Below are 19947 nucleotides of genomic sequence, written 5' to 3'. Positions count from 1 at the left end.
GACACTCGCTTGGCCGCCCGGGTGCCGGGTGGGCCTGTTGCAATGGCTTCCACCCTAGCATCGGAGTCGCGGATTCCCGTGCCGCATTGCACGACGCGTGGAAGTTGAACACGCTGTGATGCAGGAGCCACAACCCGGTGCTGGGCGGGGTAGAGGGGGGCGTCGCCAGCCGAAGCGCGGGACGAGCCTGGCGGCTGCACACGGAGTTTCGATAATATTTCTTATGTCAAATAAACCGGGAACCGGAGCGGCCGGTGGCCGTCATCCGGCCGCCTCGTGTTAAGCATGCCGCCATGCAGAAAGTCCCCTTCGCCTCAACCCTGTCGGTGGTCGTTGCCCTGCTCGCGGGCTTTGGCCTGCTGCAAATGGGGAACACGCTGCAAGGCACGCTTCTGGCCGTGCGCGGCGGCATGGAAGGCTTCCCGCCCACAGTGATCGGCCTGGTCGGTGGCGCCTTCTCCGCCGGCCTCATGATCGGCTCGCTCGTCGCCAGCCGGCTGATCCTGCGCGTCGGAAAGATCCGCAGCTTTGCCGCGCTCGCCTCGACGGCCTCGATGGTGCCGCTGATCCATCTGCTCTGGATCGATCCCACGGCCTGGGTCATCGCCCGCATGCTGACCGGCTTCTGTTTCGCCGGGCTGTTCATGGTGGTGGAAAGCTGGCTGAACGGCGCCGCCGTCAATGAGGTGCGCGGCCAGATCCTCTCCATCTACGGCATGACCGGGCTGGTCGCGGGCGTCGTCGGCCAGCTCTTGCTGCCGGTCGCCGATCCGGGCGGCTACGCACTCTTCGCCGTGGTGTCGGTCGTCCTGACCGTCGCGGTCCTGCCCGTCACGCTGTCCCAGGCCAAGGCGCCGCCGCTGCCGGCCCAGCCGGTGCGGATCGATCTGTTCCGGCTTCATGCCCAGGCACCCTTCGGGCTGGTCGCGGCCTTCCTTTGCGGTATCAGCGCCGGCTCCTTCTTCTCGCTCGGCCCCCTGTTGGCGCAGTCCATCGGGATGGGACAGCAGGGCATCGCGATCTTCATGGCCGCGGGCGCGCTGGGCGCAGCGGCCATGACCTGGCCGCTTGGCCTGCTGTCGGACCGGATCGACCGCCGGTTGCTGGTGGTGGTCATCGCGCTCGTCGCCGTCGCCGTGCTGGGCACCATGGCGCTGTTCACGCCCTCCGGTGCCTCGGCCTGGGTGTATTTCGGTCTGGTCTTCGTTTTCGGCGGGCTGGTGGTGCCGACCTACAGCGTGGTGCTGGCCCATGTGAACGATTCCGTCCGGCCGGAGGAATTCGTGGCTGCCTCGGGCGGGATGCTGCTCGTCCAGGGGGCCGGCGCGGCCATAGGGCCGCTGGCGATCGGGGCGGCGATGTCGGCCTTCGGGCCGCGCAGCCTGTTGTGGATGACGGTGCTGGCACAGCTGCTGATCGCCTTCTGCGGCGTCTGGCGGATGAGGCGGCAGGCCGCCCCGGCGCGGAAGGAGGAATTCCGCGTACAGCCGCCGACACCGGTGGGCACGGAACTCATCAGCGTATCGCAGGAGGCGGCGCGCTGAGCCGGGAAGGCGGTCATGCGACGCGGCGGATGGCCTCGCCGGCCACTTTGGCCGATATGGGCCAAGGCGCAATCGGGAGAGGTCACGGCATGGCCGCAGGCCGGATGGATACGGGGGAAGATTCCCCCTGGGCGGAGGCCCGCGCGGCGCTGCCGGAATCCTGGCGGGCCACCATAGGGGCCGAGTTCGACACGCCCTACATGCGGGCGCTCGCGGGTTTCCTCCAGGCCGAGGCGGCTGCGGGCAAAACCGTCTTTCCGGAGCCAGAGCGCATCTTCGCGGCGCTGAAGCGGACTCCCCTGGACGCGGTGAAGGCCGTCATCCTCGGCCAGGACCCCTATCACAGGCCGGGACAGGCCATGGGCCTCTCCTTCTCCGTGCCGCCGGGCGTGCGGGTGCCCCCGTCCCTGCGGAACATCCACAAGGAGCTGGAGGGCGATCTCGGCCTACGGCCCCCGCCGCATGGCTGCCTGACCGCCTGGGCCGATGCCGGCGTGCTGCTGCTCAACACCGCCCTGACTGTGGAGGAAGGGCGTCCCGGCAGCCATGCCCGTTCCGGCTGGCACCGCTTCACGGACCATGTCCTGGCCGCCGTGAACGCACGGCCCATTCCCACGGCCTTCATCCTCTGGGGCAACGATGCACGGCGGCGGGCGCCCTTGCTGGATGGCACCCGGCACCTGCTCCACCAGTCGGAACACCCCTCGCCGCTTTCCGCCTATCGCGGCTTCTTCGGCTCCCGACCCTTTTCCAGGGTCAACGACTTCCTGGCGTCGAAGGGGCTGGAGCCCGTGGACTGGCGCCTGGAGCCGTGTGATGCCCAGGCACCAGGGCCCGCGAGTCACGGCGCGGCCTGAAGCCGGGGGGCGCGCTCAGGACCGGCGGGGCGTGCGGCGGCGCCCCGCGCCCGCACCGTCAGGCGGCCAGCAGTTCCGCCAGGGTCAGCGCCACCACCTCGGTTGCCTTGCGCAGGTCGCTGAGCGGCAGCCGCTCGTCGGCACGGTGGGCATTGGCGTCCTCGATGGTCCTCGGCCCGGCGCCATAGAGCGCGGACGGGATGCCATGGGCTGAATAGAGGCGCGCATCGGTGTAGAGCGGGACACCCTTGGCGGTGATCGGCTCGCCCATGACCTGGCTGGCATGGCGGCACAGGGCCTCGACCAGCCGCTCGCCGCCGGGCAGCGGCTTCAGCGGCTCGGCCAGCAGGATGCGGCGCACCTCGACCCTGGCCTTCGGGAAGGCCGCCGCGGCATCGGCGATGACCTGGCGCAGTTCCGCCTCCGCCTCGGCCGGGTTCTCCTCGGGGATCATGCGGCGGTCGAGCCGGAGGGTGACCCGGTCGGGCACGACATTGGTGTTAATGCCGCCCTTGATCAGCCCGACCGTGAGCTGCGGCGAGCCGATGCCCGTGATGGCGGAGGTCTTCGCCGCGAGCCCCTTCCGCCAGTCGTAAAGGGTGGACAGGATCGCCGTGGCGGCCTCCAGCGCATCCACGCCGGTGAAGGGCATGGCGGCATGGGCGGAACGGCCGTTCACCTCCACCTCCAGGTGCAGGCAGCCGTTATGGGCGGTGACCACGTTGTAGGAGAAGCCGGCGCTCAGCACGAGGTCGGGCTTCGAGATGCCTTCGCTCAGCAGGAAGCCCGGCCCGACCTCGCCGCCCGACTCCTCGTCATAGGTCAGGTGCAGTTCCACCGTGCCGGACAGCGGTGCGCCCGAGGCCTCCAGCGCCCGGAGCGCCCAGACATAGGTGGCGAAGTCGGATTTCGACACGGCGACGCCGCGGCCATACATCCAGCCGTCCACCACCTCGGCGCCATAGGGGTCGCGAGTCCAGCCTTCGCCGGGCGGCACGACGTCGCCATGGGCGTTGAGGGCGATCACCGGCCCCTCCCCCGAACCGAGGCGGCGGCGCACCACGAGGTTGGTGACGCTGATCATGCCATGGGCCCGCACCAGCGCCTCCGGCACGGCGTGCAGCTCCACCTCGTAGCCGAGGGCGCGCAGCAGTTCCGCGGTGCGCTCGGCATGCGGTCGGCAGTCGCCCGGCGGGTTGTCGGAGGGCATCCTGACCAGTTCAGCGAGGAAATCCGCCTGGGCGCCCTGTTCCCCATCGAGGAAGGCGCGGATCGAATCCTGGTGGGACATCATGTTCTCTGGAAAGTCCGGGGTTGAAGGTGCTGCAAGGTTTCGAGGAGCAGGCGCAGCGCGGCCAGGGCATCGGCTTCCGTGATGGCCTCGGCCGGATGATGGCTGATGCCGCCCTCGCAGCGAACGAAGATCATGCCGATGGGGCACAGGCGGGCCATGGCCAGCCCGTCATGGCCCGCGCCGCTCGGCAGGCGGAAGGGGCGGAGGCCGCAGCGGAGGCTGGCGCCTTCCAGCGCCTCGATCAGTGCCGGGTCGCAGGGGGCGGCGGCTTCGTCATAGGTCGGCCGCAGCGACAGGCTCACGCCACGGCGCGCCGCGATCGTGGACAGTTCGTCGCGCAACCGCCCGCATGCCGCATGCCGCAGGGCGTCGCGGGGGCTGCGGATGTCGATGGTGAAGCGGGCGCCGGCGGCGATGACGTTCACGGCGCCGGGGCTGGCCGAGACCTGCCCGACTGTCGCGACGAGATCCGGCTCCTCCAGCGCCAGCCGCTCCACCGCCAGCACCATCTCCGCCATGGCCGCCACCGCGTCGCGGCGCAGATGCATCGGCACGGTGCCGGCATGGCCGGCGGTGCCGCCGATCTCGGCCACGAAGCGCGTGGCGCCGTTGATCGCGGTGACGATGCCGGTGGGCAGGCCCTCGGCCTCCAGCACCGGCCCCTGCTCGATATGGACCTCCAGATAGGCCAGGACCTGGTCCGGGCGGCGCGCCAGGGTGGGGATGGCGGCGGGATCGACGCCGAAGCGGTGCAGCGCCTCGCGCAGGCTCACCCCTTCCGCATCGCGGCTTTCCAGCGCCGAGGGGTCGAAGCCGCCCGCGACGGCGCGCGAACCGGTCAGCGTCACGGGAAAGCGCACGCCTTCCTCGTCGCCAAAGGCCAGGACCTCCACGGCGAAGGGCAGGCGCAGTCCGGCGGCGTGCAGGGCCGCCACGGCCTCGATGGCCACCAGCACCCCGAGCATGCCGTCATAGCGGCCGGCATGGCGCACCGTGTCGATGTGCGAACCGAGCAACAGGGCGGGCAGGCCGGGCTCCTGGCCCTCGTAGCGGCCGATCACGGTGGCGGCCGCATCGAGCGAGACCGTCATCCCGGCTTCTCGCATCCAGGCCGTCACCTGTTCGGCGGCGGCGCGATGCTCCGGCGTGAGGTAGAGGCGGGTGAGGCTGCCCTCATCGGCCGAGAAGCGGCACAGCGCGTCCAGGCGCCGCATGAGCCTGGAACCCGGCGCAGGGCTATCGCCCGGCGCGGTCGCCATCCTGAGCGCGATGTCCTGACTCATGCCGGTCCCGGCCCCCCTGGCCGCGTCGCTGCGGGCGAAGCTCGCCCGATCCTTCATGGCGCGGCAGGTTGGACGAAAAGGCACGATAGGGCCAATATATTATCGGACTTGATCCAGTCGTCCTGCCTATCGATGAAACGGCCCTCGCTGGCTGGGATGCCACCGTATGGAATTGCGACACCTGCGCTACTTCGTGGCGGTGGCCGAAGCCCTGAGCTTCACCGCCGCCGCCGCCCGGCTGGGCCTGTCGCAGCCCCCGCTCAGCCAGCAGATCCAGGACCTGGAGCAGGAGTTGCAGACCCGGTTGCTGCGCCGGAACAGCCGCAAGGTCGAACTGACCGATGCCGGGGAAGCCTTCCTGCTCCAGGCCCGCGCCATCCTCGCCCAGGCAGAGGAAGCGGCCGGGCAGGCCCGCGCCATCGGCCAGGGCCGGCGGGGTCGCCTCGACATCGCGCTGACGGGTTCGGTCCTGCTCGGACCCCTGGCACCGCTGGTGGCGGGATTCGAGGCCCGCTTTCCCGAAGTGGAGGTGCGCCTGCACGAGATGCCGCCCCAGGAGCAGCAGGAAGCCCTGCATGCCCGCCGCGTCGATCTCAGCTTCCAGCGCTGGCCACGCGAGGATGATGCGTTGGTCGCGGAGCGCGCCTGGGCGGAGGGGGTCTGCGTGGCATTGCGCGACGATCATCCGCTGGCGGCGCGCGATGGCCTGCGCCTCGCGGAGCTGCGGGAGGAAAGGCTGGTCTTCCTGCGGCTGCGGGATTCGCGCTTCGCCGCCTATCTTCGGGATGCCTGCATCGCGGCGGGCTTCACGCCGCGCATCTCGCAGCAGGTGGTGGAGGCGCATTCCCTGCCCAGCCTCGTGGCCGCGGGCTTCGGCATCGCGCTGGTGCCGGAAAGCGTGGCCCTGCTGTCGCGCCAGGGCGTCCTCTATCGCCCGCTGGCCGATGCGCCCCTGGTGGCGGATGTCCAGATGATCCGCCTGCCCGACCACAGCGCCGTGACGGGGCGCTTCCTGGATTTCGCGCGGGATTTCCTGGCCCGGCAGAAGCAGGGCCGATAGCCGTGCCCGGGGGGGGGGAAGGCCCACCGGGCCCTTCCCTTGGCCCGTGCTCAGGCGGCGGTCAGGCCCGCGCCCAGGAAGCCGCCATCCACCGCGAGGACATGCCCCGTGATGTAGCTGGCATCCTCCGAGCAGAGGAAGGCCGCAGCCCCCGCCATCTCCTCCGGCTGCGCATAGCGGCCCAGCGGCGTGCGCTGCGCCCAGCCGGCCCGGCTTTCCGGGGAGTGCATCCGCCGCACCAGCGGCGTGTCCACCGGCCCGGGCGCCAGGACATTGACGCGGATGCCGCTGGCGGCGAGATCGACCGCCATCACCTTGCTCAGCGTGACCACGCCGCCCTTGGAGGCGCCATAGGCGGAGCGGTGGAAGTTGCCGGTCATGCCCGAGACGCTGGCGATGTTCACGATGGACCCGCCGCCCCCCTCGCGCATCGCGCGGGCGCAGGCCTGCCCGACCACGAAGGTGCCGCGCAGATTGACCGCGACGATGCGGTCGAAGAGCTCGACGGGCGTGTCGAGGAAGTCCCGCTCCGTGCCGGTCCCGGCCGAGTTGACCAGGCAGTCCAGGCGTCCATGCCGGTCCATGACCTGGGCCACCAGGTCCCGCACCTGCTCCGGATCGGAGACATCCGTCCGGACGGGGTCGATGTCCTGGCCGGAGAGGCGTTCCGTATTGGCCGACAGGTCCGCGGCGATGACCCGGGCGCCTTCCTCCAGGAGGCGACGCGCGATGGCATCGCCGATGCCGGAGAGCCCGCCGGTGACGATGGCGACCTTGCCTTCGAGACGGTTCCGCATGCTCATTTTCCTCCCAGGAAGCCGATCGAGATCCAGGGCACGGCGGCGACGAGGATGGTGCCCAGCAGCAGCGCGCCCATGTAGGGCCAGATCTTCCGCATGCCCGCATCCGGGCTGACCTTGCCGATGGCGCAGGCGGCGTAGTAGCCAACGCCGAAGGGCGGCGCGAAAAGGCCGAGGCCCATCGCCAGGATCACCACCATCGAGTAGTGCACGTCGTGGATGCCCATGCTCCGCGCGATGGGGAACAGCAGCGGGCCGAACAGCACGATGGCGGGAATGCCCTCCAGCACGCTGCCCAGGATCATGAAGGCCAGGATCGACACCGCCATGAAGCCGATGGCGCCACCGGGCAGCGATCCCATCATATGCGCCAGATCGCGCGAGAAGCCGGACTGGGTCAGCGCCCAGGCCATGCAGCTCGCCGTGCCGATGATCAGCAGGATCGAGCCCGACAGCGCCGCCGTATCCACCAGCATCGGGTAGAGGCGCCGCCAGTCGAAGCGGCGATAGAGCAGCAGCCCGGCAAGCACGCCATAAGCGATGCCGATGGTGGAGACTTCGGTCGCCGTGGCGACGCCTTCCACCACCGCGGCACGGATCAGGAAGGGCAGCGCCAGGGCCGGCAGGGCCACCAGCAGCGCACGGCCGACCATGCGGGCGCTGGCCTTGCGCACGCCGCTCATATCCTCGTGGCGCGAACGCTTCCACGCGATCAGCCCGAGGACCAGCGCCAGCACGAAGGCCGGCAGCAGGCCGCCGGTGAACAGCGCCGCGATGGAAACGCCGGTCACGGAGCCGATGGTGATCAGCACGATCGAGGGCGGGATGGTCTCGCTCATCGCCCCGGAGGCCGAGAGCAGGGAGATCATCTCGCCCTCGTCGCAGCCGCGCCGCTTCATTTCGGGGAACAGCACGGGTGCCACCGCCGCCATGTCCGCCGCCTTGGCGCCCGAGATCCCGGAGACGAGATACATCGCGGCGAGCAGCACGTAGTTCAGCCCACCCCGGACATGGCCGAGCAGCGAGGCGAGGAAGTTCACCATGGCCGCCGCCATGCCCGTCATCTCGATCAGCGCGCCGAGGAAGACGAAGAGCGGCACGGCGAGCAGGATCAGGGTGCTCATCCCCTCATCCATCCGCCCGACCAGCACCAGCAGCGGCACGCTGGTGGTGGTGGCGAGATAGGCCAGCGTCGCCAGACCGAAGGAGAAGGCGATCGGCACGCCGGACAGCACGCCGGCCATCAGCAGGACGACGAAGAACACCACGAGATTGCCGTGGCCCATGGCCTTCAGGACCGGCGCGGCGAGCCAGAGCGCCGCCGCCAGCACGGCCAGGACGGCGCAGACCAGCAGCAGGTCCCGCAGCCGGTGCTGCGCCAGGCGCAGCAGCGAGGTGACGAGCATCAGCGCCACGCCCACCGGCAGGGCGGCGGCACGCACCATGTTCGACCATCCCAAAGCGGGGGTCTCGATGAACCACTCCTCCTCCGCATACTCCATGGCATGCGGCAGGAGCAGCAGCAGGAAGAGCGCGCCGGCACCGATCGCCAGCGTCTGCATCGCCGCCTGGGTGGAGGGCGAGCGCTTCGAGATCAGTGCCGTCAGCCGCATGTGCTGCCCGCGCTGCAACGCGATCACCGCCCCCAGCATGGCCAGCCAGAGGAACAGGATGGAGGCCAGTTCGTCCGACCAGATGATGGGCTGGTGGAAGACGAAGCGGGCCACCACCCCGGCCAGGAGGATGCCGATCTCCGCCAGCACGATCAGCGCAGCGGGCACGGCCACCAGATGGCACAGCAGGCGGTCCGCGCGCGGCAACAGGCCGGCCGCCATCCCGGTCAGTGGCGGTGCAGCAGCGCCGACCGGGGGTGCATCCGCGATGGAACTCATGCCAGCCCCCCCACCGCATCCTCCAGGGTCTTCCAGGCGGCGTCGCCGAACTTGCCCTTCCACTCGGCATAGAAGCCGGCCTTGCGCAGCGCGTCGCGGAAGGCCGCCGGATCGGTGTCGTTGAACTGCAGCCCGGCGGTGGAGAGCTTCTCGCGCAGCTCGGCATTCAACTTCGCCACATCCTCGCGCTGCTCCTTCGCGGCGCGCGCGAATTCGCGCGACGCGATCTCCTGCACGTCCTTCGGCAGGCGGGAGAAGGCGCGCTGGTTGGCGAGGAGCCAGAAGCCGTCCCACATGTGGTTGGTGAGGGAGCAGTATTTCTGCACCTCGTAGAGCTTCGCGGCCTCTACGATGGCGAGCGGGTTCTCCTGCCCTTCCACGATCTTCGTCTGCAAGGCCGAATAGACCTCGTTGAAGTTGATCGAGGCCGGTGCGGAATCGAAGGCGCGGAACATCGAGGTCCAGAGCGGGCTGACCGGCACGCGGATCTTCATGCCGCGCAGGTCCTCGGGCGTGCGGATCGGCCGGGTGCTGGTGGTGATCTGCCGGTAGCCGTTGTCGAAGATATGCTCGAAGGCCATGATGTTGCGCTTCGCGATCTCGGCCCGGATGAGCTTGCCCAGGTCGCCATCCATGGCGGCGAAGACCTGCTGGCTGTCCTTGAAGGCGAAGCCGACGCCGTTGATGGCGGCGAGCGGCACCAGCGTGGACAGGATCAGCCCGGATAGCGTGAAGAATTCCAGCGCGCCGGAACGCACCTGGCTCAGCATGTCCGTGTCGTTGCCGAGCTGGCTGTTGGGGAAGAGCTGGATCTCCAGCCGCCCGCCGGTGGCAGCCTTGATCCTCTCCGCCGCCTCGGCGTTGCGCGTGTTCAGCGGATGCGTCGCCGGCAGGTTCGTCGCGAGCTTGTAGCTGAACTCCGCCGCCCGTGAGGGGCGTGTCCACAGGGCCACGAGCGGCAGGGCGGAGGCGCCGGCGAGCAGGGAGCGGCGCGGGATGGATGTCATTGGAAAGGTTTCCCCATAACAGCGTGGTCATGACGGGGGTCTTACTGCCCCATGGTCCGGCAACTTCGTGTCCATGCCTCGGGAGGTCCCGGAAGAAAGTTACCCTGGTTCCGTATAGTGGACCTCAAAAGGAACAGCGCGAATTTGCTTTGACGAACTTTTCTATAAGACATAGTTTTTCAGCCGGGAAGCGGTGTTTTTCCAAGAGAAACCAAGGTCCACATGTTGGAATATTTTGCGTTGCACCATGCCTGAGCGTGCGCAACTGTCCGGCACGCAGAGCCTGGAGCGGGCCATCGGCCTCTTGCGCCTCGTGGCCGGGCATGGCGGCCGGGGCGCGCGGCTGATCGATCTCACCCAGCATTCCCGCCTCAGCAAGCCCACGGTCCACCGCCTGTTGCGCGGGCTGGAGCGCCAGGGGCTGGTGGAGCAGGACCGACTCAGCGAGCGCTACCACCTCGGGCCCGAGGCCTTTGTCATCGGCTCCCTGGCAGCGGACCGCTACGGCGTCCACCGCGCCGCCCTGCCCTCGCTCTTCCGGCTGGCGCAGGCGAGCGAGGACACCGCCTTCCTGTCCGTGCGGCGCGGCTGGCACGTGGCCTGCCTGCACCGGGAGGAAGGCCCCTTCCCCATCCGCTCGCATGTGCTGCAGGCGGGCGACCGGCATCCGCTGGGTGTGGGTGCCGGCAGCCTGGCGATCCTCGCCACCCTGCCCGACGACGAGATCGAGGAGATGATCGCCGCCTGCGCCCCGGAATTCGCCGAGGAGCGCTACCGCAGCTTCACGCCGGAGATCCTGCGCGCCTCCGTGGCCCGCACGCGTGCCGAGGGCTTCGCCTTCAACCCGGGCCATCTCACCGCCGGAAGCTGGGGCGCCGGCGTGGCGATCCTGGACCGGCAGGGGCGCTGCGAAGGGGCGCTATCCATCGCCGCCATCGATGGCCGCCTGGGCGATGCCCGGCGGCCGCAGATCGCGGCCCTTCTCGCCGCCGAGGCGAAGCGGGTCAGCGAGTTGCTCGCCCGCCCCAGCGGCGCCACCAACATTGCCGCCACGCTGCGTCGCCCGGCGGCCCATCCCGCGAGGAAACAGAACCATGACTGAAGCCTGCATCGTCGGCTGGGCGCACTCCCCCTTCGGCAAGCTGGAGGACCCGGATGCCGAAGGCCTGATCGCGCGCGTGGCGGGCGCGGCCATCGCGGATGCGGGCATCGCCCCGTCCGAGGTGGATGCCGTCTTTGTCGGCCAGTTCAACAACGGCTTCAGCCGGCAGGATTTCCCGGCCTCGCTGCCGATGCAGAGCGTGCCGGAACTGCGCTTCAAGCCGGCGACGCGCTGCGAGAACGCCTGCGCTTCCGGTTCCGCGGCGATCTACGCGGCGCGCGACTTCATCGCCGCCGGGCGCGGCCGGCTGGCCCTGGTGATTGGGGTGGAGAAGATGACCGCCACGCCGGGTCCGCAGGTGGGCGACAACCTGCTCGGTGCCTCCTATCGCCGCGAGGAAGGCGACATCCCGGGCGGCTTTGCCGGAGTCTTCGGCCGCATCGCCGAGAACTACTTCCAGCGCTTCGGCGACCAGACTGATGCGCTGGCCGCGATCGCCGCCAAGAACCATCGCAACGGCGTGGACAATCCCTATGCGCAGATGCGGCGCGACCTGGGCTTCGAGTTCTGCCGCGCGGTCTCGGAGAAGAACCCCTATGTCGCCGGGCCGCTGAAGCGTACGGACTGTTCCCTGGTCAGCGACGGCGCGGCGGCGCTGATCCTGGCCGACGAGGAAACCGCCTGTGCCATGGAGAATGCGGTGCGCTTCCGCGCGGCAGTGCAGGTGAACGATTACCTGCCGCTGTCGCGCCGCGATCCGACACGCTTCGAGGCCGGTGCCCAGGCCTGGCAGCGCGCCTTCGCCGATGCGGGGCTGGGGCTGGACGACCTCTCCTTCGTCGAGACGCATGACTGCTTCACCATCGCCGAGCTGATCGAATACGAGGCCATGGGGCTGGCGCCGCATGGCCAGGGCGCGCGCGTGGCGCTGGACGGCATCACCGCGCCGGACGGACGGCTGCCGGTGAACCGTTCCGGCGGGCTGAAGTCCAAGGGGCACCCGGTGGGCGCCACCGGTGTCTCGATGCATGTGATGGCGGCGATGCAGTTGACCGGGCGGGCGGGCGACATGCAGCTTCCCCGCGCCGACCGGGGCGCCGTCTTCAACATGGGGGGCGCCGCCGTCGCCAACTACGTCTCCATCCTGGAGCGCCTGTCGTGAGCGGCATCGCCCCCGTCGGCGGCGTCGTGCCGGCCACGAAGCGGGTGATGAACCTGTCGCACTTCCTGCGGCAGGCCGCCCGGCGCCATGCGGGGGAAATCGGCTTCGTCTGGGGCGAGCGGCGATGGAGCTGGGCGGAGATGGACCGGCGCGTGGACGCCGTGGCCCATGCACTGGCGGCACGCGGAATCCGCAAGGGCGACCGCGTGCTGGTGCAGTCCCGCAACTGCAACCAGCTTTTCGAAAGCATGTTCGCCTGCTTCCGCCTCGGCGCCGTCTGGGTGCCGACGAACTTCCGCCAGATCCCCGCCGAGGTCGCCTACCTGGCGGAGTCCAGCGGCGCCTCGGCCCTGCTCTGCGGCGCGGAGTTCCCGGACCATGCCGCCGCGGTGCGTGAGGCGGCGCCGGATCTGCGCTTCGTGGTCTCCATCGGCGGGGACGGAGCGGGCGAGGATTACGACACGCTGGCGGAGAGGCATCTCGGCACGCCCTTCCCGCCCGCCGATGTCGAGCATGACGACCCCTGCTGGTTCTTCTACACCTCCGGCACCACGGGGCGGCCCAAGGCGGCCGTGCTCACCCATGGCCAGATGGGCTTCGTCGCCACGAACCACCTCTGCGACCTGATGCCGGGGCTGGGCCCGGACGATGCTTCCCTGGTGGTCGCGCCCCTGTCGCATGGCGCGGGCATCCATCAGCTCGCCCAGGTCGCGCGGGCGGTGAAGACCGTGCTGCCGGCGGGCGACCGCCTCGATCCGGAGGAAGTCTGGTCACTGGTGGAACGCTGGCATGTCAGCAACATGTTCACCGTGCCGACCATCGTGAAGCTGCTGACCGAGCATCCGGCCGTGGATGCCCACGATCGTTCCACGCTGCGATATGTCATCTATGCGGGCGCGCCGATGTACCGGGAGGACCAGAAGCACGCCCTGCGCAAGCTCGGCAAAGTCCTGGTCCAGTATTTCGGGCTGGGCGAGGTCACGGGCAACATCACCGTCCTGCCACCTGCCCTGCACGAGGCGGAGGACGCCCCCGGGGTCCGGATCGGCACCTGCGGTTACGAGCGCACCGCCATGCAGGTTTCCATCCAGGACGACACCGGCCGCGAGCTGCCGCCCGGCGAGACGGGCGAGGTCTGTGTCTGCGGCCCGGCGGTTTTCGCAGGCTACTACGACAACCCGGCGGCCAATGCGAAGGCCTTCCGCAACGGCTGGTTCCGCACCGGCGATCTCGGCCACCAGGACAGCGAGGGCTTCCTCTACATCACCGGCCGGGCATCCGACATGTACATCTCCGGCGGTTCCAACGTCTATCCGCGGGAGGTGGAGGAGAAGCTCCTGGCTCACCCCGCTCTGGCGGAAGTCGCGGTGCTGGGCATGCCGGACCGCGTCTGGGGCGAGGTCGGCGTCGCCGTGGCGGTGACCAACCCCGGCATGTCGCTGGGCGAGGAGGAACTGCTCGCCTGGATGGAAGGCAGGATCGCCCGCTACAAGCTGCCGAAGCGGGTCTTCTTCTGGGATGAGCTGCCGAAATCCGCCTACGGCAAGATCACCAAGAAGCTCGTGCGGGAGGAACTGCAGGCCCGGGGCTGCCTGGCGCAGCCCGCTCAGCCGGTATCGGCCTGATGCCGCACCTCGTCCGAAGGCAAGGCTGACTCAGGAAGGAACCCGATCATGGGATATTCCGTCACGGCCAGTGTCCCCAGGCCCAGGCTCCTGCACCACCGGGGCAGTTTCAACCCGGTGCGCATCCAGAGCCTGCATGGCCGCGCCGCGCGTCATATCCGGCTCGTGTTGCAGCCGGGGCTGAGCCTTTTCGAGGCACTGGTCCGCCCGCTGGCGGGGGCTGGCATCAGCAGCGCCTCCACGACCATCCTGGGAGGCTATTTCGACAGCCTGCAATACTGCGTGGCGCCGCCCGATCCGTCCGGGCAGGCGTTGATCGCCTATAGCGCGCCCATCGATGCGGGGGCGGCCTGCATGATCTTCGGCAACGCCACGCTGGGCCGCAGTCTCCAGGACAGGCCGCTCGTGCACTGTCATGCCGCGATCCGCACCGCATCGGGCGCGGTGAAGGGCGGGCATGTGGTCACGGAAGCCTGCATCGTCGGCCGCATCCCGATCCCGGTCCTGGTGACCTCCCTCGACGAGTTCGAGCTGCGGCAGGCCCATGACCCGGAAACCAACATCCCGCTTCTGCAACCGCACAGGATTTCCCGGAATGTCTGATGCCATCGCCGTCGAGAACGGCCAGATGGGCCGCGTCGCCTATGCGCGGATCGCGCCGAACGAGGACCTTGTCCTCGGCGTCGAGAAGCTGTGCCTGGCGGAAGGCTTCCGCAACGCCTTCGTGCGCGGGGCGCTGGGCAGCCTCAACGATGCCTGCCTCGGCACGCTCGACGGGCGCTACGTCCATGTCCAGGGACCGGCCGTGGAGGTCGTCAGCATCGCGGGGGAGGTGAGGTCCGGCCAGGACGGCGCCATGCGGGCTGCCCTGACCGGCGTGGTGGCCGACACGGAAGGGAATGTCTTCGGCGGCCCCTTCGTGCCGGGGGCGAACCCGGTCTGCATGACCTTCGAGGTGACGCTGGAGGAATGGCTGCCGGCGCCGTGACTGTCACTCCACCGGGCGCGTGGTGCTTTCCCAGTAGGGCGGGCTGGAGGCGACGAGGGTCTTGAGATCGGCCGGAGGCGTGGCGCCCTGCACTGCCGGGCGACCCAGCACGGCCGCCGTCGCGAAGGCGACCATGCGCTCGCCGACCAGGCGCATGTTCTCCGGAGCCTGGGTGTTCAACGGATGCGGGCCGCGGAAGACGAAGATCTCCTTCGGCTCCCGCGCGCGCCGATAGGCGTCGAGTGAGCCTTCCAGCCCCTCCACATAGTCCCAGATCCCTTTCGCGATCAGCAGGCCCGGCCATTGGGCGATGCCGGCGAAGACCTCGGAGTCCGGGTAGTAGGTGGTGTTGCGTTCGATCCGCAGCGCTGCCTCGATCATGTCGTGCCCCGCCAGGCGATAGCCGAGCCCGCCCGAATTGGGGCCGTAGAGGATGGCGCCACGGATATTGCTCCAGCCCAGGGGCGGCTTGCAGGGCTGGTCCGGCTGGTCGCGGTCGCAATCGGCCACGAAGTTGCGGTGCATGGCCCAGGCCGTGGCATAGGAGCCGCGCGAATAGCCGCCGAGCACCACCGGGATCTCCCGCGCCTTCATCCCGGCCATGAGCCTGCCGCCGGCGGCGGGGCCGGACAGGACCTCGCCCTGCGGCGTCAGGATGCGCAGGCCCTCGCCGCTTTCCATCTGTTCCAGCTCACGCATCATGTCGCGGCCCTGTTCGGCGGTGTTGAAGCCGTTGACGCCGCCCGAGATGCCGTTGCCGCGACGGTCCGTGATCAGCACGTCGAAGCCCGCCTCGTTCAGTGCCCAGACGAAGCCGCGCCAGTAGCGCATGCCTGGTTGCTCGCCCTCCCCCTTCGCCGCGGCATCGACGACATAGCGGCCCTCCGCATCCCGGGCCACGCCGGTCGCGCGGGGATCGTCGGTGGCGGTCAGTTCGCTGCCGCCGCCGTTGTTCATGATGACCAGGGCGCGGCGCCGCGCGCCCGTCCCGTCCTCGATCCCCTGCCCGTCCAGATACCAGCCGCGCAGCCGGATGGGATCGCGCAGCCCGAGATGCAGCCTTTCGTAGCTGTCGCGCGGCACGGTGAACTCGACCGTGTGGGTGCGCGGCTCGGCACCGGCGATCGGCTCGGCGAAAGGCTCCCGCGCGAAGAAGACCGGGCGGCGGATGGCGCGCAGGTCCACCTCGCCATCCTGGTCGATGCGGCCCACGGGATCGACGCTGCCGGTGCGCCGCGGCTCGAAGCTGGTGAAGCCCTCGGCGCCCTTGCGCGCCGGTCCGGCGCAGGCGGCGTTCTCGCGGCATTGCGCCCAACGCTGCCGGATGCGCGCATCGGTGAATTCCCGGGCGTAGAAATCGTTCGGGCCGTAGCCGAGCGGCACGAGCTGGTTCGTGGGCATGAAGGGCAGGCACTGGTCGCGCCCGCCCGAGGCGATCCGGTAGCCGGGCAGATCGGCATTGCGGTCGAAATTCACGTGCATGCTGCAATCGGGCGGCGTGGTGCCTTGGTTGACCGGCGGTGGGTTCGCCGGCCGTGGCGCCTGCGCCAGGACGGGCTGGACGAGACCTAATGCCAGGGCAAAGCCCGCCATGCCGAGATTCGGTCGCACCATATCCTCCCCGACAGCCGCTTTCTGACGCGCGGCCCAGGCTTGGCAAGCTAGCGGCTGGAGGCGGGGCTGGGGAAGTCCCGCCCGCCACGCCCGCATCGGATGAGCCGGCCGGGAGGCGAACGGCGCGGCCTCGCCCCGGGGCCGGGCCCTTGCGGCCCATGCCGGGCGCGCGCAGTCTGCGCGCCCAGAACCGTCACGGGAGAGACGAACCGCCATGAATGGTGCCCATAGCCTTGTCCATACGCTGCTCCAGTCGGGCGTGGACACATGCTTCGCCAATCCGGGCACCAGCGAGATGCATTTCGTGGCGGCACTGGACCAGATCCCCGGCATGCGCTGCGTTCTGGGATTGCAGGAGAATGTCGTGACCGGCATGGCCGACGGCTACTGGCGCATGGCGCGGAAGCCCGCCTGCACCCTGCTGCATTGCGGTCCCGGCCTCGCGAACGGACTCGGCAACCTGCACAACGCCCGCCGCGCCCGCAGCGGCATCGTCAATGTCGTGGGCGACCAGGCGACCTATCACCGCCCCTATGACGCGCAGCTCACGGCCGATACGGAAGGCTGGGCCCGGCCCGTTTCCGCCTGGGTCCGCACCAGCACGGCCGCCGCCGATGTCGGGCGGGACGCCGCGGTGGCCGTGCAGGCCGCCCGCACCGCGCCGGGGCAGATCGCCACGCTGATCCTGCCTTCCGATGCCTCCTGGAACGAGGGCGGCGTGGTGGCGGAGCCGCTGCCCGTGCCCGCCGCCGCAGAGCCCGACCCGGCGGCCGTCCGGACCGTCGCGCGCATCCTGCGCGAGAAGCGGAACGTGCTGATCCTTCTCGGCGGCGGCGCGCTGGGCGAGAAGGGGCAGGAACTGGCCTGGCGCATCGCCCAGGCCAGCGGCGCGAAGCTGCTGGGTGAGATGTCCAATGCCCGCGTGTCCCGCGGCCGTGGCCGCCCGCAACTGGAACGCGTGCCCTATGTCGCCGACGTCGCCATCCAGGCCCTGGCGGAATTCGAGCATCTGATCCTGGTGAACGCCAAGGCGCCCGTCGGCTTCTTCGCCTATCCCGGCAAGCCCTCCACGCATTACCCCCCGGATGCCCAGATCCATGTGCTCAGCCGCCACGAGCAGGATGCCGAGGCGGCGCTGGCGGCCTTGGCGGAGGAGCTGGGCGCTCCCCATGCCGCGATCCCGGACCCCGGCCCGCATCCGGAGCCCGTGCGCGGCGCGCCGACGCCGGAAGGGCTGGCGCGCACCGTGGCGGCCCTGATACCCGAGGGCGCCATCATCTCCGACGAGAGCGTGTCCTATGGACGGGGTTTCTATCCCCAGACCCATGCCGCGCCGCCGCATGACTGGCTGCAACTGACCGGCGGTGCGATCGGGGACGGCATGCCCGTCGCCACCGGCGCCGCCATCGGCGCGGGCGGGCAGCGGCGCGTCATCAGCCTGCAGGCGGATGGCTCGGCCATGTACACCTTGCAGTCGCTCTGGACCCAGGCGCGGGAAAAGCTGCCGGTCACGACCATCATCATCGCCAACCGGAAGTACCAGATCCTGCTGGGCGAGTATCTGGGCGTGGGCGCCAATCCGGGCCCGACCGCGATGAACATGCTCGACCTGGGCAACCCGGACCTGGACTGGGTCAAGCTGGCCGAGGGGATGGGCGTCGAGGCCGCCCGGACGGAGAGCCTCGACGGGCTGGCGGACCTCCTGGCGGGGAGCCTCGGCCGGAACGGTCCCTTCCTGATCGAACTGCTCGTGTGATGCGGATGGCGGCCTGGGCCCCGGGCAGATTCCCGGGGCAGGTTCCCGGGGGCTGGCCGGGCGGTGCTGGTGGCCTTTGCCGCTTTGCCTTCATGGGCTGCGGCGGACCGCCACGCGGGTCGTTCTCGTATTTTAGGGTTTTAGGACTTTAAGGTTTTAGCCCTTTATTCCTTCGGATGAATGCGAGGCCTGGCCCCGCCGTCCATTCGAAGGGGATGAGATCCGACGGTGCTGATGGAGGCACAGCGGATCGTGCGGCGATGGTGTTGATTATATTCCTATAGCGCGGCGGCGGTGCGGAAGCAAGCCGCGTCTGCTGCGGCCTGCGCCAAGCCCTTAGCGCAACCCCATGGCACGGTCGCGGGCGCTGTTCACATGCTCGCCCATGGCATCCGCGGCCTGCTGCGGGTCGCGCGACCGGATGGCGGCGATGACCGCGAGATGCTCCTCCATGGTTGGCAGCAGGACGGTCTCGTTCAGCCGGGTCTGCTCCTGCTTGATCAAGCGGATCTTGATGGAGTTGACGCGGTAGATGTCGGCGATGATGGAGTTGTTCAGGGCATTGATGATGCTGGTGTGAAGGCTCCAGTCGATGTCCTGGGCGTGCTGCACATGCGCGGTGGTGATCCCGCCGCTCGCGGCGGCCGCCCGGCACTCGCCGATGATGGCCTGATGCTCGCTCTCCAGCGCCGCGATCGTCTCGTCGCTGGCTGTGCGGGTGAAGCTCGCCACGGCCTCCCGCTCCAGGAAGAGGCGGAGCTGGAAGGCTTCCCGGATCAGGCCCAGATCGACATGGGGGATCTGCATGCCGCGATTGGGCACGGTGCGGACCAGCCCCTCCGCCTCCAGGCGCGGGATCATCTCCCGGATCGCCGCGAGCGGAAGCTGCGTCATCTCCACCAGTTCCCGCTGGGAGATGAACTGGCCCGCGCGCAGGTCGCGCGCGAGCAGATGCCGCGTGAAGCTGTCATAGGCGCGGGACCGGAGATTGGGTGAGTCCCGGTCCAGCAGGGCCTGTTCGACGATGGCGACCATCCGCGTTCCTATGAGGTGAAGATCGCCCGCAGGCGTGCCCCGAGCGCGCCGGCCTCCCCGGCAGACAGGGGCAGCAGCGGTGCACGGGGGATGGCCCAGGCGGGATCGCCGGTGCGCGCCGCGACCAGGGCCTTCACGGCGGGCGTGACGGGGTATTTCAGGAGCTCGTCCACGGCCTCGTCCATGGCCGCGTCCGGTTCGCCCGTTCCGATCATCCTCAGCAGGCGATCGGGATGGATATTGGCCATGCCGGAGATCGCGCCCTGGGCACCGATCCGCACGGCCTGCGCCAGACGGCGCTCGTCGCCGATGAGGATGACGAGGTCGCGATGCGCGGCCAGCAGCGCCTGCGCGTAGGCCCAGTCGCCGGAGGAATCCTTCACGCCGAGGATCGCCTGGGGATGGGCCTCCCGCAGGCGGGTGATCAGGGAAACCGGAAGCGGGACCGCCGTGACCGACGGGATGTTGTAGAGGATGACATCCCGCGCCGCATCGCCCAGCCCGTCCAGGAAGGCGCCGAACCACCGGAAGAGCCCCTCCTCGCTCGGGTTCTTGAAGTAGAAGGGCGGCGCCAGGAGGATGGCGCGGCAGCCATGGTCGTAGGCCAGGCGGGCCTGTTCCAGCGCGTCCTCCATCGCCGAGGCGGCGACGCCCGCCACGACGGAACGGCCGAAATCGAACCCCGCCTCCGCCAGCGCCGCGAGGATCGCGCGCCGGGCGGACAGGCCGATCGAGGCGCCCTCCCCCGTCGTGCCGAAGACCGTGACGCTGTTGCAGCCCTGTTCCAGGCACCAGCCGGCCTGCGCGACCAGCCGCGCGAGGTCCACGGCGCCATCGGCCTCGAAAGGAGTCGTGAGGGCGCAGGAGAGGCCGAAAGGCTGGGTGTCCCGGGGCATGTGTTCCACTCCCTTCGCCCCTGACAGGGCGG

The 19947-nt window shown here is 69.7% G+C and carries 17 protein-coding genes; 9 read left to right on the top strand and 8 right to left on the bottom strand.

The window, feature by feature from the left end:
- The first annotated feature begins 293 nt into the window (after positions 1–293).
- Together BT98_RS0114775 and ung are read left to right on the top strand one after the other, a co-directional pair.
- The gene (locus BT98_RS0114775; RefSeq protein WP_019462556.1) at positions 294–1544 is read left to right on the top strand and encodes an MFS transporter; all 1251 of its coding nucleotides are present in this window, start codon (positions 294–296) and stop codon (positions 1542–1544) included.
- An 89-nt stretch (positions 1545–1633) separates the two neighbouring features.
- A complete protein-coding gene (gene ung / locus BT98_RS0114770) occupies positions 1634–2401 on the top strand; it encodes a uracil-DNA glycosylase (protein WP_019462557.1) in 768 nt (255 codons plus the stop codon).
- 58 nt (positions 2402–2459) lie between these two features.
- On the opposite strand, the gene BT98_RS0114765 is transcribed toward ung, so the two are convergent.
- Positions 2460–3695: an ArgE/DapE family deacylase gene (locus BT98_RS0114765; RefSeq protein ID WP_019462558.1), complete on the bottom strand. Its 1236-nt coding sequence runs from the start codon at positions 3693–3695 to the stop codon at positions 2460–2462.
- Positions 3692–4954: an allantoate amidohydrolase gene (locus BT98_RS0114760; RefSeq protein WP_026033456.1), complete on the bottom strand. Its 1263-nt coding sequence runs from the start codon at positions 4952–4954 to the stop codon at positions 3692–3694. The genes BT98_RS0114765 and BT98_RS0114760 overlap by 4 nt, the downstream gene beginning before the upstream one ends.
- 190 nt (positions 4955–5144) lie before the next feature.
- On the opposite strand from BT98_RS0114760, the gene BT98_RS0114755 reads away from it, so the two are divergent.
- Positions 5145–6038: a LysR family transcriptional regulator gene (locus BT98_RS0114755; protein ID WP_019462560.1), complete on the top strand. Its 894-nt coding sequence runs from the start codon at positions 5145–5147 to the stop codon at positions 6036–6038.
- A gap of 50 nt (positions 6039–6088) precedes the next feature.
- Here the strand turns inward: BT98_RS0114755 and BT98_RS0114750 are convergent, their stop codons facing one another.
- Genes BT98_RS0114750 through BT98_RS0114740 form a run of 3 tightly spaced genes read right to left on the bottom strand, consistent with a single transcriptional unit; the run spans position 6089 to position 9737 of the window.
- On the bottom strand, positions 6089–6835 hold the full coding sequence (locus BT98_RS0114750) for an SDR family NAD(P)-dependent oxidoreductase (protein ID WP_202801227.1): 747 nt from the start codon (positions 6833–6835) through the stop codon (positions 6089–6091).
- Positions 6836–6837: 2 nt separating this feature from the next.
- Positions 6838–8730 (bottom strand): TRAP transporter large permease, encoded by a 1893-nt coding sequence (locus BT98_RS0114745; protein WP_019462562.1) that lies wholly within the window; start codon positions 8728–8730, stop codon positions 6838–6840.
- Positions 8727–9737 carry a TRAP transporter substrate-binding protein gene (locus BT98_RS0114740; protein WP_019462563.1) on the bottom strand — a complete coding sequence of 337 codons (1011 nt, stop codon included), beginning with the start codon at positions 9735–9737 and terminating at the stop codon, positions 8727–8729. Before BT98_RS0114740 ends, BT98_RS0114745 begins: the two co-directional genes overlap by 4 nt.
- Before the next feature lie 247 nt (positions 9738–9984).
- Here BT98_RS0114740 and BT98_RS0114735 point away from each other — a divergent pair, with 247 nt between their 5' ends.
- Genes BT98_RS0114735 through BT98_RS0114715 form a run of 5 tightly spaced genes read left to right on the top strand, consistent with a single transcriptional unit; the run spans position 9985 to position 14614 of the window.
- Entirely contained in the window at positions 9985–10839 is an 855-nt protein-coding gene (locus tag BT98_RS0114735) for an IclR family transcriptional regulator (protein WP_019462564.1), read from the top strand.
- Positions 10832–12001, top strand: coding sequence for an acetyl-CoA acetyltransferase (locus BT98_RS0114730; protein WP_019462565.1), 1170 nt, complete (start codon positions 10832–10834; stop codon positions 11999–12001). Before BT98_RS0114735 ends, BT98_RS0114730 begins: the two co-directional genes overlap by 8 nt.
- Positions 11998–13626 (top strand): acyl-CoA synthetase, encoded by a 1629-nt coding sequence (locus BT98_RS0114725; protein WP_019462566.1) that lies wholly within the window; start codon positions 11998–12000, stop codon positions 13624–13626. The genes BT98_RS0114730 and BT98_RS0114725 overlap by 4 nt, the downstream gene beginning before the upstream one ends.
- Positions 13627–13674: 48 nt before the next feature.
- Positions 13675–14229, top strand: a complete 555-nt coding sequence (locus BT98_RS0114720) for a PPC domain-containing DNA-binding protein (protein WP_019462567.1) — start codon at positions 13675–13677, stop codon at positions 14227–14229.
- Positions 14222–14614 (top strand): PPC domain-containing DNA-binding protein, encoded by a 393-nt coding sequence (locus BT98_RS0114715; RefSeq protein ID WP_019462568.1) that lies wholly within the window; start codon positions 14222–14224, stop codon positions 14612–14614. Before BT98_RS0114720 ends, BT98_RS0114715 begins: the two co-directional genes overlap by 8 nt.
- A 3-nt stretch (positions 14615–14617) precedes the next feature.
- Here the strand turns inward: BT98_RS0114715 and BT98_RS0114710 are convergent, their stop codons facing one another.
- Entirely contained in the window at positions 14618–16228 is a 1611-nt protein-coding gene (locus tag BT98_RS0114710) for an alpha/beta fold hydrolase (protein WP_026033457.1), read from the bottom strand.
- A 214-nt stretch (positions 16229–16442) separates the two neighbouring features.
- Between BT98_RS0114710 and BT98_RS0114705 the strand changes: the two genes are divergently transcribed.
- Positions 16443–17984 carry an acetolactate synthase large subunit gene (locus tag BT98_RS0114705; RefSeq protein ID WP_019460897.1) on the top strand — a complete coding sequence of 514 codons (1542 nt, stop codon included), beginning with the start codon at positions 16443–16445 and terminating at the stop codon, positions 17982–17984.
- 336 nt (positions 17985–18320) lie between these two features.
- Here BT98_RS0114705 and BT98_RS0114700 read toward each other — a convergent pair whose 3' ends face one another.
- Complete coding sequence (locus tag BT98_RS0114700; protein WP_019460898.1) at positions 18321–19019, bottom strand: GntR family transcriptional regulator; 699 nt, start codon at positions 19017–19019, stop codon at positions 18321–18323.
- A gap of 8 nt (positions 19020–19027) precedes the next feature.
- Positions 19028–19915: a dihydrodipicolinate synthase family protein gene (locus BT98_RS0114695; RefSeq protein WP_019460899.1), complete on the bottom strand. Its 888-nt coding sequence runs from the start codon at positions 19913–19915 to the stop codon at positions 19028–19030.
- Between the last annotated feature and the right edge of the window lie 32 nt (positions 19916–19947).

Source organism: Roseomonas mucosa ATCC BAA-692 (assembly GCF_000622225.1).
Lineage (GTDB): Bacteria > Pseudomonadota > Alphaproteobacteria > Acetobacterales > Acetobacteraceae > Roseomonas > Roseomonas mucosa.
This window is presented reverse-complemented; position numbering and strand designations above follow the sequence as displayed.